Source organism: Enterococcus sp. DIV2467a, from assembly GCF_050532945.1.
In the GTDB taxonomy this organism is placed as follows: domain Bacteria; phylum Bacillota; class Bacilli; order Lactobacillales; family Enterococcaceae; genus Enterococcus; species Enterococcus faecalis.
In genome coordinates, this window is sequence record NZ_CP172896.1 from 1,135,102 (window position 1) to 1,149,816 (window position 14,715).

General features: G+C 36.0%; 12 protein-coding genes. 11 read left to right on the forward strand and 1 reads right to left on the reverse strand.

The features are described 5' to 3' along the window. The first annotated feature begins 5 nt into the window (after positions 1-5). The 6 genes from rfbC to IGL80_RS05355 all read left to right on the forward strand — a co-directional run bounded on the left by rfbC (position 6) and on the right by IGL80_RS05355 (position 4,745). The gene (rfbC, locus tag IGL80_RS05330) at positions 6-578 is read left to right on the forward strand and encodes a dTDP-4-dehydrorhamnose 3,5-epimerase (protein WP_002356893.1); all 573 of its coding nucleotides are present in this window, start codon (positions 6-8) and stop codon (positions 576-578) included. A 24-nt stretch (positions 579-602) separates the two neighbouring features. After that, a complete protein-coding gene (gene rfbB, locus IGL80_RS05335) occupies positions 603-1,631 on the forward strand; it encodes a dTDP-glucose 4,6-dehydratase (protein WP_002359895.1) in 1,029 nt (342 codons plus the stop codon). A 92-nt stretch (positions 1,632-1,723) separates the two neighbouring features. Beyond that, on the forward strand, positions 1,724-2,566 hold the full coding sequence (gene rfbD, locus IGL80_RS05340) for a dTDP-4-dehydrorhamnose reductase (RefSeq protein WP_002356895.1): 843 nt from the start codon (positions 1,724-1,726) through the stop codon (positions 2,564-2,566). Between the two features lie 58 nt (positions 2,567-2,624). Then, positions 2,625-3,350, forward strand: a complete 726-nt coding sequence (locus IGL80_RS05345; RefSeq protein ID WP_002359897.1) for a glycosyltransferase family 2 protein — start codon at positions 2,625-2,627, stop codon at positions 3,348-3,350. Further along, entirely contained in the window at positions 3,350-3,715 is a 366-nt protein-coding gene (locus IGL80_RS05350; protein ID WP_002359899.1) for a DUF2304 domain-containing protein, read from the forward strand. The genes IGL80_RS05345 and IGL80_RS05350 overlap by 1 nt, the downstream gene beginning before the upstream one ends. Continuing rightward, positions 3,708-4,745 (forward strand): acyltransferase family protein, encoded by a 1,038-nt coding sequence (locus IGL80_RS05355; protein ID WP_002359901.1) that lies wholly within the window; start codon positions 3,708-3,710, stop codon positions 4,743-4,745. Before IGL80_RS05350 ends, IGL80_RS05355 begins: the two co-directional genes overlap by 8 nt. A gap of 46 nt (positions 4,746-4,791) precedes the next feature. Here IGL80_RS05355 and IGL80_RS05360 read toward each other — a convergent pair whose 3' ends face one another. Continuing rightward, complete coding sequence (locus IGL80_RS05360) at positions 4,792-5,133, reverse strand: EamA family transporter (protein WP_002356899.1); 342 nt, start codon at positions 5,131-5,133, stop codon at positions 4,792-4,794. A gap of 247 nt (positions 5,134-5,380) precedes the next feature. On the opposite strand from IGL80_RS05360, the gene IGL80_RS05365 reads away from it, so the two are divergent. Genes IGL80_RS05365 through IGL80_RS05385 form a run of 5 tightly spaced genes read left to right on the forward strand, consistent with a single transcriptional unit; the run spans position 5,381 to position 14,695 of the window. After that, on the forward strand, positions 5,381-6,175 hold the full coding sequence (locus IGL80_RS05365; RefSeq protein ID WP_002356900.1) for an ABC transporter permease: 795 nt from the start codon (positions 5,381-5,383) through the stop codon (positions 6,173-6,175). Positions 6,176-6,187: 12 nt separating this feature from the next. Further along, positions 6,188-7,405: an ABC transporter ATP-binding protein gene (locus IGL80_RS05370; RefSeq protein WP_002356901.1), complete on the forward strand. Its 1,218-nt coding sequence runs from the start codon at positions 6,188-6,190 to the stop codon at positions 7,403-7,405. Continuing rightward, entirely contained in the window at positions 7,395-10,538 is a 3,144-nt protein-coding gene (locus IGL80_RS05375) for a glycosyltransferase (RefSeq protein WP_002359902.1), read from the forward strand. Before IGL80_RS05370 ends, IGL80_RS05375 begins: the two co-directional genes overlap by 11 nt. Positions 10,539-10,549: 11 nt before the next feature. Then, entirely contained in the window at positions 10,550-12,691 is a 2,142-nt protein-coding gene (locus IGL80_RS05380) for a glycosyltransferase family 2 protein (protein WP_085366617.1), read from the forward strand. Further along, positions 12,692-14,695, forward strand: a complete 2,004-nt coding sequence (locus tag IGL80_RS05385; protein WP_164978961.1) for a DUF7657 domain-containing protein — start codon at positions 12,692-12,694, stop codon at positions 14,693-14,695. It abuts the gene before it with no gap. Positions 14,696-14,715: the final 20 nt, after the last annotated feature.

The following is a 14,715-nucleotide window of genomic DNA, read 5'->3' on the forward strand; positions in this document are numbered from 1 at the left end:
GAAACGTGAAAGTTATTGATACAAAATTACAAGATGTCAAAATTATCGAAATGGATGTTTTCGGTGATCATCGTGGCTTTTTTACAGAAAGTTATTCCAAAGCTAAATTTGCAGAACATGGATTAGACTTTGATTTTGTCCAAGATAATCATTCATTATCAACAGAAGCAGGTGTCTTGCGTGGATTGCATTTTCAAAAAGGCGAAGCTGCGCAAACAAAACTAATTCGCGTTGTAACAGGTGCGGTATTAGATGTGATTGTTGATATTCGTAAAGGGAGTCCAACCTATGGTCAATGGGAAGGCTACATTTTATCAGAACATAATCACCGTCAGCTTTTAGTACCAAAAGGTTTTGCCCATGGTTTTGTCACTTTGACACCGAACGTGAACTTTATGTACAAGTGTGACAATTACTATAATGCGGCAGCAGACGGCGGTATTGCTTTTAACGATCCAGCGTTAGCTATTGATTGGCCAATTGCGCCAGAAAAAGCGATTACGTCAGAAAAGGATCAAAAACATCCAACCTTAAAAGAATTTGAAGCGGAAAATCCGTTTATCTATGGCGAAATTTAAGAAAAAAGTAGGAGAGTTTCAATTATGAAAAAAATCATCGTAACAGGTGGAGCTGGTTTTATCGGCTCAAATTTTGTTCATTATGTTGTAAAGAATCATCCAGAAGTTCATGTAACTGTATTAGATAAATTAACGTATGCAGGAAATGAAAAAAATCTTGAAGGTCTACCAAGTGATCGCGTGGAATTAGTCGTAGGAGATATCGCTGATGCTGAATTAGTTAATCGTTTAGTCGCTGAAACAGATGCGGTCGTTCACTATGCTGCTGAATCGCATAACGACAACTCATTAAACGACCCATTCCCATTTGTACAAACCAATCTGATTGGGACGTACACATTGATCGAAGCTTGCCGTAAAAACAATGTTCGTTACCACCATGTATCGACTGATGAAGTTTATGGCGATTTACCTTTAAGAGAAGATTTACCAGGACATGGAGAAGGCGAAGGGGAAAAATTCACTGCCGAAACGCCTTACAATCCTTCAAGTCCTTATTCTTCAACAAAAGCAGGATCTGACTTGTTAGTCAAAGCGTGGGTTCGTTCTTTCAACTTACAAGCAACAATTTCAAATTGTTCAAATAACTATGGGCCATATCAACATATTGAAAAATTTATTCCTCGTCAAATTACCAATGTCTTAAGCGGTATTACACCAAAACTTTATGGTGCTGGTAAAAATGTTCGTGACTGGATTCATACAAACGACCATTCTTCGGCTGTTTGGGCAATTTTAACAAAAGGGCAAATTGGCGAAACATATTTAATCGGAGCCGATGGTGAAGAAGACAATAAAACAGTGATGGAATTAATTTTAGAATTAATGGGACAACCTGTTGATGCCTATGAGCATGTCAACGATCGTGCAGGACATGACTTACGTTATGCGATTGATTCAACCAGATTACGCGAAGAATTAGGTTGGGAACCAGAATTCACGAATTTCCGTGAAGGCTTGGCAGAAACAATCAAGTGGTATACAGAAAATGAAGACTGGTGGCGTGCAGATAAAGAAGCTGTTGAAGCAAAATATGCACAAAATGGTCAGTAATTTTTTCTGACATGTGAGATAACAGTCGAAAGGCGATGGCAAAGTACAAAAGCTACTTTGCCCTGCCTTTTTTTCAAGAAGGAGCGAAAATAATGATTTTAATTACTGGTGGAAATGGCCAATTGGGCACAGAATTACGTCACCTATTAGACGAACAAGGAATTGAGTATGTTTCAACGGATTCTACAGAATTAGATATTACTGATGCGGATAGTACGTTGGCAAAAGTGAAAGAAATTCAACCAAGCGTCATTTATCATTGTGCTGCTTATACAGCTGTTGATAAAGCAGAAGACGAAGGCAAGGAATTAGATGAAAAAGTGAATGTAGATGGCACACGTCATGTTGCAGAAGCTGCTAAAGCAGTGGGGGCGACACTTGTTTATGTAAGTACAGATTACATTTTTGATGGAACTAAAAAAGAAGGTGTCTATGCGATTGATGATCAACCGAATCCTTTAAATGAGTATGGTCGGACGAAGTTATTAGGTGAACAAGCGGTCCAAGAAATCCTGGACGACTATTATATTATTCGAACATCATGGGTATTTGGTCAATACGGTCATAACTTTGTCTTTACCATGCAAAAATTAGCGGAAACAAGAGACCAACTAACGGTAGTGGACGATCAGTTTGGCCGCCCAACTTGGACAAGAACGTTAGCCGAATTTATGGCATTTGTTATTGCAGAAAAAGCGCCATTTGGTGTTTATCATTTGTCTAATGAAAACAGCTGTAGCTGGTATCAGTTTGCTAAAGAAATTTTAAAAGATACTGAAGTGGAAGTACTGCCAGTGGATTCAACTCAATTTCCACAAAAGGCGCAAAGACCACAATATTCTGTCATGGATTTAAGTAAAACAGAAGCGTTAGGCTTTAAAATTCCTACTTGGCAAGAAGCCTTAGCACAAATGTTAGAAAATGTTCAACAATAAATTGTTTTGTGTAAGTGAGGGGTTTTGTTAGAGAAAAAGTGGAAAGGTGTTTCTCTTTATGAAGGTACTTTTAATCATTCCTGCTTACAATGAGGAAGAAAACATTTTGCGGACGATTGCTTCCATTGAAACATTTAAACAGGAAGTTACGCATTTTCAACATGAATTGGATTATGTGGTAATTAATGATGGCTCGACAGATGGAACCAAACAAATTTTAGAAGTCAACCAAATTAATGCCATTCATTTAGTGTTGAATTTAGGTATTGGCGGGGCGGTACAGACCGGCTATAAATATGCCTTAGAAAATGAGTATGATGTGGCGGTTCAGTTTGATGGTGATGGTCAACATGATATCAATAGTTTACCTATTTTACTGGAACCATTAGCAGAGGGTAAATGTGATTTTTCGATTGGCTCTCGTTTCATTCCTGGAAACGAAGCGGCTTTTCAAAGTACGAAAATGCGCCGTTTTGGTATTCGTTTGTTATCCTTTTGTATTCGAATGGCTTCTGGTAAAACAATTTATGATGTGACTTCTGGTTATCGAGCGGGAAATCGGAAAGTGATTGCTTTTTTTGCAAAGCGTTATCCGACAAATTATCCCGAGCCAGAATCGATTGTTCACTTAATTAAAAAACGCTTTGTGATTGTTGAAAGACCTGTCAATATGATGGAACGGCTTGGTGGTGTTTCTTCGATTCGTGCCTTGGCTTCTGTGAAGTATATGCTGGAAGTCGGCTCAGCAATTCTGATTGCTGCCTTTATGAAGGAGGGAGATTAATGCTACCAACCGTGTTATGGCTAGCTTTATTTTTATTTGCAATTGGCTTTTTCTTATACATTATTCGAGGAATTAATAAAAATATTTTTCTCCTAAAAAATGCTTTGATTTGGTTATTAATCTCAATTGTCTTAATTATTTTTGCTATTTTCCCGCATGTGGCAGAATGGTTAGCAATGGCCTTTGGGTTTGAAACAACATCAAACTTCTTATTATCAGCTGCGGTGATTGTCCTTTTAATCATGGAAATTAAAAATTCTGTGTTGATTTCAAAACACGAAAATCGCATTAAAACATTATTGCAAGAATTATCTATCATGAAATCTGAAGAAAAATGGGAGAATAGAGAGGGGAAAAATGACTAAAAACAATGATGTATTGGATGCCTTCAAATTTATTGCTGCATTAAGTGTAGTTGGAATTCATACCTTTCCCTCTAAATCTATTTTGGGTAGTGATTTGAAAATATTAGCCCGCTTTTCTGTTCCGTTTTTTTTCATAGTATCTGGATATTTTTTGTTTAAAAAAATTTCTTTTAGAGAAAAAGAAAAAGATAAAAAAATACTATTCAATTATATAAAAAGAATCTTAAAAGTATATCTTTCGTGGTTGATCTTTTACATTCCCTTCTTTATCGTATCTATTATGAATTTTGTTAAAGGGGAAATGGATTTAAGAGGAAAAATATCATTTATACTGAGCATATTATTAGGCTATGTCCCCAGAATAGGTGTTTCTTGGTATTTAATCGCATTAGTAATGAGTGTATTTATTATTTATTACATCCGAAGTTATTTTGGTGAGAAAGTATTATTAACAATTGGAATTGTTAGCTTTCTGATAGGAGTATTTACTTCTACTTATGGTAAGTGGTACTTTGACATTGAATGGATTAAACAAGTGCCTTTTTATGGTTCTATATCTTTTTCGATGATTTCTACGATTTGTTATGTGATTATAGGCTATTTTTTAGCAAACTATGTATTTGAAAAACCTTTAAATAATTTATTCTTAGTTTTAGGTATTGTTATTTTTTCTTATGTAGGACTAAAGGAAGTGAAATTTGCGCAACAATTAGGTGTTTTTTATGATGCACAAAATTATTTTACGTTACCAATAGTTGCTGTGTTAGTGGTTATTTTAAGTTTTAATTTAGAAAATATACGTATTCCTGGAAGTGACTTTTTAAGAAAATCTAGTATTATTATTTATTTAGCGCAAAATCCGATAAAATATTTACTATTTTATGCAGCTAGTCAATTAGGGATTCAAAAGTTAACGTACGATAACTTTAAAACATATATTGTACAAGTTTTTTTGTTAATTGTTTTTAGTTATATTATCATTAAATTAAGTGAACTGAGACAGTTTTATTGGCTTAAAAATCTATATTAAATAAAACAACAAAGACCTTAAGTTGGAGTTTAAGGTCTTTGTTGTTTTATTTAAGATTCATAATCACAATGCCGACAATAATAACCACAGCACCAATAAGGGCATTCGTTGTGATTGTCTCTTTTAGAATAAGATTTGAAGCAATTAAAATAGCGATGTTTGTACAGGCAACGCCTAAAGGAACAATGTAAGAAACATCGGAACGACTAATAATTAACATCCATAAAATAAAACTAATTAAATAACAAAATAAACCTAATAAAGATATAAGTGAGATATTCATTGAAAAGATTGTTTGTTGGAGTTGGATGTTCAAACTGCTAGAACCTAGTTTAAATAAGACCAGACCAGCAGAAGACAGAAATACGTAAATAATAAAAAGAACCATAATTTCCCTTCTCTCAAAAATAATTTCCGTGCAAAAAAATGCAAGACCTCCATTATTGTAGCATAATCTCCTAAAAATTGGACAAGTTTTTTTAATATAGCGAAATCAGTTAAATTTTTCTTTATAAAAAGGGGTCTACTATTGAAAAGCTAGGCGTTTATCGATAAAATAGAAATGTTGTTTAAAATGGCATTTTTGTATCCAAAAATTTTAGATAAAAATAGTTTATTACGGAAGGAATAAGTATATGTTTAAAGAAACATTTTCAATTTTCAAGAATATTTTTCAGAACAAAAAATTGTTATTACAATTTTCATTTAATGATTTTAAGGCCAAGTATGCTGGTTCAGCACTAGGAATTGTCTGGGCGTTTTTAACGCCATTAGTAACTGTTTTGACGTATTGGTTTGTCTTTTCTGTAGGCCTTCGTTCTAGAGCTGGCGACAATATGCCATTCATTGTCTATTTAGTAACAGGGATGGTGCCTTGGTTCTTCTTTTCAGATTCGTTATTATCAGCCACGAATGTGTTTCGTGAATATAGTTATTTAGTTAAAAAAGTCGTGTTTAATGTACAAATTTTACCAACATCTAAAATTTTATCGAACTTGTACACCCACTTGTTTTTCATTCTAATTGGTTTTGTAATTACTACAGCTAACGGTTATTACCCAAGTCTGTACAGTTTGCAATTAATTTACTACTTAGCTTGTTTATTAGTTTTTTTAACAGCAATTACGTGGATTACTGCTTCAACACAACCATTTTTACCTGATATTATGCAATTTATCAATATCATTATGCAAACAGTTATGTGGACATTGCCAATTTTATGGCAACCAACTGGAATGATTGCGACAATCTTAAAAATCAATCCATTATATTATATTGTTCAAGGATACCGCGAATCTTATTTAGGCGGTGCATGGTTCTGGGAACATTGGCAATATAGCTTATATTTCTGGGGAGTTACTATTGTTTTACTATTAATTGGCTCAACCGTGTTTAGACGCTTAAAACCACATTTTTCAGATGTACTATAAGGAGAGAACGACATGTCAGAATATGCAATCGATATCCAACATATTACCAAAACATACAACATGTATAAAAAGCCGTCCGATCGGTTTAAAGAAGCGCTTAGTCCAACCAAAAAATCCTACCACGATTTGTTTTATGCGTTAGACGATGTCACGATGCAAATTAAAAAAGGCGAGATGATTGGCTTTGTCGGCGAAAATGGCTCTGGAAAATCAACCATGTTAAAAATTATTACAGGGGTATTAACGCCAACCTCCGGGTCCATGGTGATTAATGGGAAAATTTCAGCGTTGCTTGAATTAGGTTCAGGTTTTAACCCAGAATATTCAGGATATGAAAATATTTTCTTAAATGGAATGGTCCTAGGTTTTTCCCGAGAAGAGATGGAAGAGCGTGTCCAAGATGTCATTGATTTTGCTGACATCGGCGATCATTTGTATCAACCAGTTAAAACGTACTCTAGTGGTATGTTTGTCCGCTTGGCTTTTGCGGTAGCTATTAACGTGGATCCCGATATTTTAATTGTCGATGAAGCGTTGGCTGTCGGGGATTTAGAGTTTCAATTAAAATGTATGGAAAAATTTACGGAAATTAAAAATTCTGGTAAAACAATTTTATTTGTTTCTCACGATGTAAACTCCATTCGTCGTTTTTGTGACAGAACTTTTTGGTTGCAACACGGGAAAGTCGTTGAATATGGAGATACGATGGACGTGACGACCAACTACGAAAACTTTTTGAAAAAGAAATCAATTAAAACGGTTGACCGCGAAGCGACCATGAAAGATGAAACCCCAACACCAGATATTATTGAAGTGGATCATGCGGAACTTTTAAATGCGGATTATGAACCCTTAGAAATGGTAACGCAAGATGAAAAAGTGATTGTAAAAATTGAATATACTGTCAAAAATGACCAAATTAAGAAGCCTGTTTGTGGGGTCGCTATTCGAACAGTGGACAACCATTATGTCTGTGGCTTAAATACGTTATTAGATGGTGTGCAAATTCCTTGGAAAAAAGGACGGAATGTTTTTTATTTAGAATATGAAAAAATGTCATTATTAACAGGTGAATATTATTTTGATATTGCTTTCTTTGAGGAACATGCAACAGTCCCATTAGTCTACAAAACAAAATACGTGACGATGTTTATTACCGGTCGTTATGCCGGAGAAGGAATTGTCATCTTAGATCATAAATGGAAGGATACGACAAAAGATGAAGTATGATTTTGAAATGGAAACAGACGAGAGTACCAGTGTTGGGAAAATCGTAGCACAAATCAAAGAAAATAGTGATGTCTTGGAATTTGGTCCAGGTAATGGGCGAATGACTAGCTATTTGATGGAAGAAAAAAAGTGCCAGGTCTCAATTGTTGAATTAGACAAAGAACTTTATGATTATGTCAGTCAATTTTCAACAGATGCCTTTTATGGCAATATTGATGAAAATGATTGGGTCGAATACTTTGCTGGTAAGACGTTTGATTATATCGTTTTTGCAGATGTGTTGGAACATTTAATGAATCCTCAAAGCGTCTTAGCAAAAGTCAAACCGTTTTTAAAACCAGGTGGTCAAATCTTAATCACTTTCCCTAATTTGGCGCATAATTCGGTGTTAATTGATTTATTTAATAATCGTTTAACGTGGAATGAAACTGGGCTATTGGATGCTACGCATAAATCATTCTATTTACAAGAAGGATTTGAAAAAGTTTTTGCAGAAGTTGGTTTATACATTGCCAAAGAAGATTTTACATTTAATCAAGTTGGCTACAACGAAATTCCTACGACGTATGAAGCGTTACCTGTAGAAGTACAAGCAGCTTTTAAAGCGCGTCCCTTTGGCGAAGTGTATCAGTACTTTTTTGCCTTGACTGCTGAACCAGTAGAACAGCCAGAGCGAGTGACACCAGTAAATTCATACAATGAAAAAAACGTTCATATTTTAATTAATTGCGGCGAAGAAAAAGAGACTGAGTTGGATCAACCAGTTGATTTACAAAAACCTGAAACAAAACGGTTCCAACTGAAGATACCAGAAGATGTCCAACTGATAAAATTATTCCCAAGTTTAACGGGGACAATTATCAAATTATCCATGACGATAGACGGCGAGACAGTCCCAGTCGCAGCCACGAATGCTTTTCTGGTACAAGAGAATATCTATTATTTCTTAGATACGCAAGTACCTGTAATCGAAGTAACCGATGCACAAATGGCAGGCAAAGACCTGACAGTAGACATTGATTATTTCTTTGAAGGCAACTATTCAGAACGTGAAAATACCTTTATTCATGCACTGTTAGATGAAAGAAATCAATTTTTAGAAGAAATGAATAAACAGACGGAGACTGCCCCTATGCCTACTGGAAAATATAAACGAATCACGTTAACTAAATTTGATAAAATGATTAATTTAACCATCGATGATATTGCTCGCGATGTAGAAAATAACGTTTCTGTTATCAGAGGGTGGGCGTATGACAAACAAACAAATTATCCGCTAAGATTCAGCATTGCAGAAGCTAGTGAATCAGTCACTTATACGGTGGAAACAGAATACCGTCGTGATGTTATTGATATGTTTGAATTAGAAGGCGATCAAGATTATGGTTTTGTAATTACGATTAAAGATCCAGAAGATTTACCAGCCTACACGTTAAACATTGACACCAAATCAGGCCAGAAGGTTCAATACGTGGTGGAGCGTCCAAACATGGTTCAACCAGGTACGAAATTTGATCGAGCATGGCGTTCGATTCAGACACGTGGTTTCATGGGCTCAGTGAAGTGGTACTTTAAACGACAAGAAAAAGCAGAAGCCCCTGTTGACGTGGAGGCAGTTTTAGCGGAAATTAAAACGTTCCAATTTCAGCCTAAAATTTCTGTCGCTGTACCTGTTTATAATGTCGAAGAAAAATGGCTTGCAGCGTGCGTTTCTTCTTTACAAAATCAGTACTATGAAAATTGGGAGTTATGTTTAGCAGATGATGCATCGCCAAGCGAACATATTAAGCCCATGCTAGAAAAATATAAAGAACTAGATCAACGAATCAAAGTTATTTATCGCGAAGAAAACGGACATATTTCAGAAGCAACTAACTCAGCTTTGTCGATTGCTACTGGCGATTTTATTGGTTTCATGGATAACGATGATGAATTAGCGCCACAAGCATTATATGAAGTGGTCAAAGCTTTAAATACAGATCCAACGATTGATTTTCTTTATACTGATGAAGATAAAATTACAGAAAATGGTCGTCGCTTCAACGCGTTTTACAAATCGGACTGGAATCCAGAACTGATTTTAAACCATAATTACATTACACACTTTGTTGTTGTGAAACGTGATTTATTAGAAAAAGTAGGCGGATTGAACTCAGCATATAACGGCGCTCAAGACTATGATTTCGTATTACGAGCAACGGAACAAGCAACGAAAATCAAGCATATTCCTGGTATGATGTATCATTGGCGTGCCATTGAATCATCGACTGCTCTAAACCCTGAAAGCAAAGGTTACGCCTATGTAGCTGGTCAAAAAGCGGTCCAAGCGGCAACGGAACGCCGTGGCTTAAAAGCACAAGTAGAGATTGCCGAATTTTATGGTTCCTATAAAATTAACTATCTTTATGATCATGTGCCGATGGTATCATTGATTATTACGAATGATACAGAGAATATGAGTAGTTACTTACGTCAATTATTAGAAAAAACTGCCTATACAAATTATGAAATTCTATTGCCTGCACGCTTCGAGAATCAAATAAATATCCAAAATGACCGTCTTCGTTATGTTTCAACAGAAACTCGTCATGGCATGATTCAAGCTGCTAAGGGAGAATATGTGGCTTTATTAAATGCTGGATTGGTACCAACGAAAAATGATTGGTTAAAAGAGTTAATGAACATTGGTCAACAAGAGACCTCTGGTTTAGTGACTGGCCGCGTAGTTGACGCACGCTATCGCGTGGAAACAGTGGGAGTATCAGTTGATACAGACAAAGGTCGATTACTTTATCCTGAAAAAGGCACCCCTGGTAAAAGCTTAGGTTACTATTACAGAATTGCTTTACCAAGAAATATTCAAGCAGCAACTGAAGACTGCTTACTATTCAACAAACAACTTTACCTAAATTTAGAAGGAATTAACGAAAGCTTAGGAAAAGAATGGATGGGTGTCGATTTATCGTTACAATTTGCTAGCGCTGGTAAACGAAATGTATATGTGTCCTATGCAATTTTGAAAGCAGACGAAAAAATGCAAAACCATGATAAAAAAGGATCTTATAAAGAACTTGCGGAAAAATGGACCGCGGAAGCTTTAGTTGATCCCTACCGAAATCCGAAACATCTATAAGGAGAATGCACATGAATGAAGACATTAAGGTGATCTTTGATAGTATCTATCGCGACAAAACAACAAATAATTTAACCATTACAGGTTGGGCGTTGGATACAATCACTAAAGAAAGCCCAACTTTCACAATTAATAATGAAAACCAAGTGTCCGCTTATAACATTCAGCGCGTTTTACGTGAAGATGTTAATCAAATTTATCAAACAAAGCCTGCGATTGAAGCTGGCTTTGTTGTTACACTTGAAGGAATTAAACAAAAAAAAGTACTCCCTTTTCATTTTCAATCATCAGCACATGTTGTAACGGTGGATTTTCCCTTGAATAAAAAATATCCAGTGATTCCAGGGACAGAAGATAAAGTAACTCGTCTTTGGATAAAAGCCAAAAAAGGATTTAAGTATATGGCTAAAAATGGTATTTCTCATACCATTCAACGAGCGAAAATTGAGAAACTAAGAAATCAAGCTTCGTATCCTAACTGGTTAGCTAGAAATGAAGTACTAGACATAGAAGCGATGACGCAAGAAATCGCAACATTTCATTACCAACCTAAAATTTCCATTGCGATGCCAGTGTATAATGTTGAAGAAAAATGGCTTCGGTTGTGCATTGATTCTATTTTGAATCAAGTCTATACTAACTGGGAATTATGTATGGCCGATGACGCCTCAACAGATCCTAATGTCAAAAAGATTTTAACAGAGTACCAACAATTGGATGAGCGAATTCGGGTCGTCTTTCGTGAACAAAATGGTCATATTTCAGAAGCAACCAACTCTGCTTTAACGATTGCTACCGGAGAATTTGTCGCCTTACTAGACAACGATGATGAATTAGCAATCAATGCTTTTTATGAAGTGGTTAAAGTGCTGAATGAAAACCCAGAACTGGATTTAATTTATAGTGATGAAGATAAGATTGACATGGATGGAAATCGTTCTGATCCAGCCTTTAAACCAGATTGGTCACCTGATTTACTTTTAGGAACCAATTACATTTCGCATTTAGGCGTGTATCGTCGGAGTATTCTAGAAGAAATTGGCGGCTTTCGAAAAGGTTACGAAGGTTCTCAAGACTACGATTTAGTCTTAAGATTTACTGAAAAAACGACAAAAGAACGCATCACACATATTCCAAAAGTTCTTTACTATTGGCGGATGCTGCCAACCTCAACAGCAGTGGATCAGGGCTCCAAAGGTTATGCTTTTGAAGCGGGGCTAAGAGCCGTGCAAGATGCGCTCGTTCGTCGAGGTATTAATGGTCATGCAACGCATGGGGCGGCGAATGGCTTATACGATGTTTATTATGACATTGAATCTGAAAAGTTAGTCTCAATTATTATTCCAACTAAAAATGGCTATAAAGACGTACAACGTTGTGTTTCATCGATTATTGAAAAAACAACCTACCAAAATTACGAGATTATTATGGCTGATAATGGAAGTACAGATCCAAAAATGCACGAATTGTATGCAGAATTTGAACAACAATTACCTGGCCGCTTTTTCGTTGAATCAATCGATATTCCATTCAATTTCTCAACTATTAACAATCGTGCAGCGAAAAAAGCGCACGGAGAGTATTTGTTATTTTTAAATAATGATACCGAAGTGATTACAGAGAATTGGTTAACCTTGATGGTTTCATTTGCTCAGCAAGAACGGATTGGCTGTGTAGGTGCGAAATTATTGTATCCAAATAATACGGTCCAACACGCAGGCGTTATTTTAGGATTAGGTGGTGTTGCTGGACATGGTCATTATGGTTATCCCCATGGTGACTTAGGCTATTTTGGTCGGTTAGCTATTAATGTTAATTATTCAGCAGTAACTGCCGCATGCTTACTTATGAAAAAAGCAGATTTTGATGCAGTTGGTGGTTTTGAAGAAGCGTTTACCGTAGCTTTCAATGATGTTGATTTATGCTTGAAAGTCCAAGCTTTAGGACGTGACAATGTCTGGCTTCATGAAGCAGAGCTTTATCATTTTGAATCTCAAACTCGTGGATATGATGATAAAGGCAAAAAGAAAAAACGTTTTGAACAAGAAAAAGTGATGATGGAAGAAAAATGGGGACCTTTAATTGAAAATGATCCATTTTATAATCCTAATCTGACAAGGGATATTCCCAACTTTTCATTACGAATTTACTAGATGCAATTGCGGATGACGAAATGGAGCGAAAAGATGGAACAACAACTAACTACAAGAAAAGAAAAACAACCATTACGCAACCAAGCTGAGCAGAGCGCTCGCTTGGTTGATCATTTGTTACGCTGGCGCTATCTGCTAGCGGCAGTCATTTTTATTTTACTGGTAGCCTTTAAAGTCCATGGTAGTTCATTAAACATGTGGGATGCGTATGTTTCTGAATATGCGGATGGTCAAAAAAGTTCATTAATTGCTGGTGAACCAAGAGGTGTTCGCTCGGATGAATGGCTCGTTCAAACCCCATTTAGCCTCTCACAAACACAAACAGGTTTGAAAACACATAATGATGTGATTACGTTAATTGGGCAAGACATGGTGGTAGGCTATAATTCGCCAGCGTGGAATTTGGCCACGTTAGCGAAACCTTTTACGTGGGGCTATGTACTATTAGGCAAAGAATATGGCTTATCATGGTATTGGAATCTTAAATTAATTGGCTTAATTTTATTTTCTTTTGAAATTGGTTTGATCGTCACACGGCGGAATAAATATTTAGCTTTGTTAGCAAGTGTTTGGATTCCGTTTTCTTCGGCCCTTCAATGGTGGTTTGTCTCGCCAGTTGGAGATTTAGTATTTTTTGGCTTAGGTTTTTTAGTGGGAATTTATAATTATTTCTATTATCATAGTAGTGTTCGACGTCGTGTCATTTGTGCGATAACGGCTGTTATTATGGCCTCAGGATTTGTTTTAGTTATTTATCCTGCGTTACAAGTACCACTTGGTTATTTGATTTTATTATTTTTAATTTTATTCTTTTTAGAATTTCGTAAAAAAATTAAGTTGGATAAGTGGGATGGGGTCCTGATAGGTGGGGCACTCTTGATGACGGCGATTATTGTTGGCGGATCGCTATATGGCTCATTGGATTCCTTAAAAGCAGTAATGGATACCGCTTATCCAGGAAAACGGGTAAGTTTAGGTGGCGATATGCCTAAACGCGATATTTTGTTATTTTTAACAAATTGGAAAATGCCGTTTCAAGATGTTCCATATTCAAATAATTCGGAAATCAGTAGTTTTTATCAATTATTTTTTGTTATTTTGCCGCTCTCACCATTTATTTTTTATAAAAAAATCAAAGAAAACATTTACGGTTTTGTCTTATTCGTGTATTGTTTATTTAACTTAGTTTGGATGAGCGTTCAATTTCCAACAATTTTTGCTAAGTTGACATTGTGGTCTTATGTGCCAGAACAACGGGCGATGTTATCCTTCGGGTTTGCCGCTGTGTTGTTAAGTTTATGGTTCATCGATTATTTATGGAATCGCCAAGCAAAAATTCCAATGATGGCCTGGTTAGGGGCGCTAGGATTAAATGTTGTTCTGTATTTCTTTGTTTTATATACGGGCAATTTACGGTTATACGTTACACGAATGGACATCATTGGTGTCTTGGTTGTCGCTACCGTTTTAATTGTTGCTTTATTTAAACGTTGGCGCACGTTATTTGTCCTTGTCTTATTAGGAATCATTATGGTTTCTGGTGCCTTTGTTAATCCAATTTCTCGAGGCGTTTCTGCTGTCTATGGTAAAAAATTAGCGGTAGAAGTGGAAGAAATTAACAAAAAAGACCCCAACCAATTGTGGGTGGGCGAACGCTTGATGTATGGCTATTTGCCAATGTTAGGTGTGCATACATTTAACGGTGTTGCTTTTACGCCTGACTTAGAGGCTTGGAAACCATTAGATCCAAAAGGAAAAGACACATTTATTTATAATCGCTATGCACACATCAATGTTGAAGTAGGAAATCAGACCCCTGTTTTAGAGTTGATGCAAAAAGATGCGATTATTGCTCGTTTATCTCCAGAAAAATTAAAAGAATATGGGATTAAATATGCGGTCGTTTATAAACCATTAGAACCGTTAGACACACCAACGATTCATTTTGAAAAATTATATGGACCTGATCAGAACGGGGCATATATTTATCGAATAAACGACTAGTGATTCATTCATGGAATGAG